We start from the raw sequence: 3,953 nt of genomic DNA, 5'->3' as shown, positions 1-3,953 counted from the left end.
GCGCTGCTGAACGAAGCGCGCGAAACGTCGGTCCGGCGCGCAAACTTTGGCGCGCGGGAACCCTGGATCGCGCGCTCCGACGATCCGCCGCGGCGGACAGTCCGTGACGGATTATGCTCGCCACCATCTGGAGCCGATCACCAACGCGCACCACGCCCGAGCCCCCCGAAAGGCGGCCCACCCGATGACGGAACCGATGACGTCCGGCCCGGACCTGCGGCTCGCCGTCATCGGCTTCGGCCTGCGTGCCAGCCTCGTCCGGTACGCCCACCGCCCCGGCGAGGGCAGCCGCGTCACCGTCGTGTGCGACACGGCCGAGCGCGGACGCCGCGACGCCGCCGAGCGCGTCGAGGGAGTCCGCCTCGTCGACAGCCTCGACGAGCTGCTCTCGCCGCAGGTGCGGCCCGACGTCGACGCCGTCCTCGTCCTCACGCCGGACCACCTCCACGCGGACCACGCCGTGCGCACCCTCGAGGCGGGGCTGCCGACCTTCGTCGAGAAGCCGCTCGCGACGACCGTCGAGGACGCCGACCGCATCCTCGCGGCCGCCGCGCGCAGCCGCACCCGCCTCTACGTCGGGCACAACATGCGTCACCTGCCGGTGGTCCGGGCCATGCGCGAGGTCGTCGAGGCCGGCACGATCGGGGCCGTCAAGGCGGTCTGGTGCCGCCACTTCGTCTCGGCCGGCGGCGACTACTACTTCAAGGACTGGCACGCCGACCGCACCCGCACGACGGGCCTGCTCCTGCAGAAGGGCGCCCACGACATCGACGTCATCCACTGGCTCGCCGGGGCCTACACCCGACGCGTCGCGGCCGTGGGTGACCTCGCCGTCTACGGTGTCATCACCGACCGGCGCGACAACTCCGACCGGCGGATGGCGGACTGGTACTCGCTCGAGAGCTGGCCACCCACCGCTCAGCGCGAGCTGCACCCCGTCGTCGACGTCGAGGACATCTCGATGGCCAACCTCGTCCTCGACGGCGGCGTGCTCGCCAGCTACCAGCAGTGCCACTTCACGCCCGACTACTGGCGCAACTACACGGTCATCGGCACGAGGGGCCGCCTCGAGAACTTCGGCGACGGCCCCGGCGCGCGCGTCAAGGTGTGGACCCGGCGCACCGACACCTACCGCGAGGACGCCGACGAGGTGATCGAGATCCCGCCGGCCGACGCGACCGGGCACGGCGGCGCCGACCCGCTGCTCGTGGCCGAGTTCGTCCGGTTCGCCCGCGAGGGCGGTCCGACGATGACCTCACCGGTCGCCGCGCGCGAGGCCGTGGCGGCCGCGGTGTGCGCGACGGCGTCGCTGCGCTCGGGTGGCGGGGCCGTCGACGTGCCGTGCCTCGACGCGGACGTCGCGGGGTGGTTCGCGACCGGGCAGGCCTGAGGCCCGTCACCCTCGCCGGGCGCCGCCCTGAGCGGACCGGGTGCGTACCGGTCCGTCCGCCGCCCGGTGCAGACGTCGACGGTGGCCGTGGGCGGGGCCGGATAGACTGCGCCGCACAGTACCGGGCGTCGTCCGGCAGGCGCGGCGGCCGGGCCGGCACCGTCCACCGACTCGCCGGTCCCCGTACGGGTCGGCCCCTCGAGCAGCGAAGGAACCCCCGTGCCTCGACGCGTCGCCCGCCACGCAGCGGTCGCTGTCGCCGGGCTCGTCGCGCTGCTCGCGTCCGCCTGCACCGATGCCACGCCGGGCGCCGGCCCGACGGCAACCGGCACCGCCGTCACGTCGCGGGCCACGGCGCCCGCCCCGACGGAGACGACCCGGGAACCCCTCGTCGTCGACACCGTCTTCGACCACGCGACCCTGGACCCGACGCGCCAGTTCGACCGCAGCGGCCTGCTCGTGTCGAAGGCGGTCTACCAGACCCTGACCGACCTCGACCGCACCGACCCGACGAAGGTCGTCCCGGGCATCGCCGAGTACACCCTCTCGCCCGAGGGCCGGTGGCTGACCATGCGCCTGCGCCGGGGCCTCGTGTTCTCCGACGGCACCCCGGTGACCACCGACGACGTCGTCTTCACCCTCCAGCGCGCGCAGGGCCTCGGCGGCACGGCGTCGGCCATCCTCGGCACCGTCAACATCGTCAAGGTCGACGACCGCACCTTCACGCTCAGCTCGCCGCGGTCGAACTTCGCGCTGCCGGCGATCCTGGCCAACCCGGCGTTCGGCATCCTCAACTCGGCGGCGGTCAAGGCCAACGGCGGCGCCATCGGCCCCGGCGACACCGCGGCCCGCTACCTGTCGGGGCACTCGGCCGGCTCCGGTCCCTACGTGCTCACCTCGGCCACGTCGGGCCGGGTCACGCTCGCGGCGAACCCCGTGTGGACCGGCGCGCCCCCTGCCTTCTCCGAGGTCGTGCTGCGCGACGTCGCGCCCCGGGACCAGGTCGGGGACGTCCGGTCCGGACGCGCGGACGTCGCCCTCGACCTCTCACCGGCGCAGGCCGCGGCCCTGACGGCCGCGGCGACCGCCACCTCCACGTCCACCTCCACGGGCGGCACACCGGCCACCGGCACCGCGCCCGCGTCGGGCACGGCGGCGCCGGGGCCGGACGCGGCGACGGGCACGGCGACGGGCACGACGACGGGCACGACGACGAACGGGACGACGGGCGACGCGCCCCGTCCCGTCGCCGTCACCGCGTCGAAGTCCTCGACGCTCGCCTTCCTCTCGCTCTCGCGCAACCCGCGCGTCAACCGGTGGACCGCCGACCCGTCCTTCGTCGAGGCGGTGCGCAAGGGTCTCGACGTCGACGCCCTGGCCCGGGCCGCGGGCGACGCCCACCCGGCCGCCGGCCTCGTGCCCTCGGGCATCGTCGGCTCGCTCGAGGACGGCGCCGTCCCGACGGTGCCTCCCGCTCCGACGCACACGGGCGACTCCACCCCGACCGGCACCCCCGCCCCGCCCGGGGCGACGCCGTCGGCGCCCGGCACCGGCGACACGGGTCACACCGGTGGCACCGGCACGCCTGTCCCGGGTCGGACGGGTGCCTTCCCGCCGCCGACCGCCGTCCGCACCGCCGCACCTCGCGACCTCGCGGGCGCCCGTGCAGCGCTGCGTCGCTCGGGCTACCGCGGCGAGCCGGTCCCGCTCACCTATGCCGTCGACGTGCCGATCGCGGGCATCCAGCGCAGCACCATCGCGGCGCAGGTCCGGGACCAGCTCGCCGAGGTCGGCATCCGCGTCGTCCTCGACCCCAAGCCCTCGTCGAGCGCCCTCACCGCCTACCGGTCGGGCCGCAGCGCGTTCGGCCTGTGGAGCTGGAACCCCGACTACCCGGACCCGGAGAGCTACCTCGCCTTCGCCCCGGGCGAGCTCGTCGGCCTGCGCGCCGGCTGGCAGCGCGGCCAGGACGCCCTCGTCGACGGGCTGACCGAGGCGGCGCGCGAGTCCGTCGGTGACGACCGCCCGGGCGCCTACGCAGCCTGGCAGGTCGCGATGAACGAGCGGGGGCCGTTCGTGCCGCTCCTGCAGCCGATGACGCACGTGGCGACCGGGCCGCGCGTGCACCGGGTCCCGGCCAACCCGGTGTGGACCGTCGACCTCGCGGCCATCTCCTGACGCGTCACGGCACCCGTCGCTGGCACGCGTCCCGTAGCGTCGGGGCATGAGCACCGTCCCGCACGTGCGCGGCCTGCTCCTCGCGGCCGGCGCCGGCCGCCGCATGGGCGGCCCCAAGGCGCTCGTGCGCCGCACGCCCGACGAGCCGACGCTCGTCGAGCGGGGCGTCGAGGTGCTCCTCGCGGGCGGCTGCTCGGGCGTCACGGTGGTCGTCGGCGCCGCGGCCGACGAGGTGGCCGTCCTCGTCGGCAGGCTCGGCCACGACGTCGACGTCGTCCGCTGCCCCGACTGGGACGAGGGCATGGGGGCCTCGCTTCGGGCCGGGCTCACCGGCCTCGCGCGCGCCGCGCACGAGGGCGCCGGCGTCGTCGACGCGGTCCTCGTC

At 75.8% G+C, this 3,953-nt stretch carries 3 protein-coding genes; all 3 read left to right on the top strand.

The features are described from left to right. The first annotated feature begins 184 nt into the window (after positions 1–184). Positions 185–1,390: a Gfo/Idh/MocA family protein gene (locus tag ACPYOM_RS21180; RefSeq protein ID WP_481347466.1), complete on the top strand. Its 1,206-nt coding sequence runs from the start codon at positions 185–187 to the stop codon at positions 1,388–1,390. Between the two features lie 219 nt (positions 1,391–1,609). Continuing rightward, the gene (locus tag ACPYOM_RS21175) at positions 1,610–3,568 is read left to right on the top strand and encodes an ABC transporter substrate-binding protein (RefSeq protein ID WP_481347465.1); all 1,959 of its coding nucleotides are present in this window, start codon (positions 1,610–1,612) and stop codon (positions 3,566–3,568) included. Between the two features lie 46 nt (positions 3,569–3,614). Next, the coding region (locus ACPYOM_RS21170; protein ID WP_481347464.1) for a nucleotidyltransferase family protein at positions 3,615–3,953 on the top strand (339 nt) is incomplete at its 3' end.

The sequence above is a fragment of the Monashia sp. HAY1-2A genome, assembly GCF_056755315.1.
This window is presented reverse-complemented; position numbering and strand designations above follow the sequence as displayed.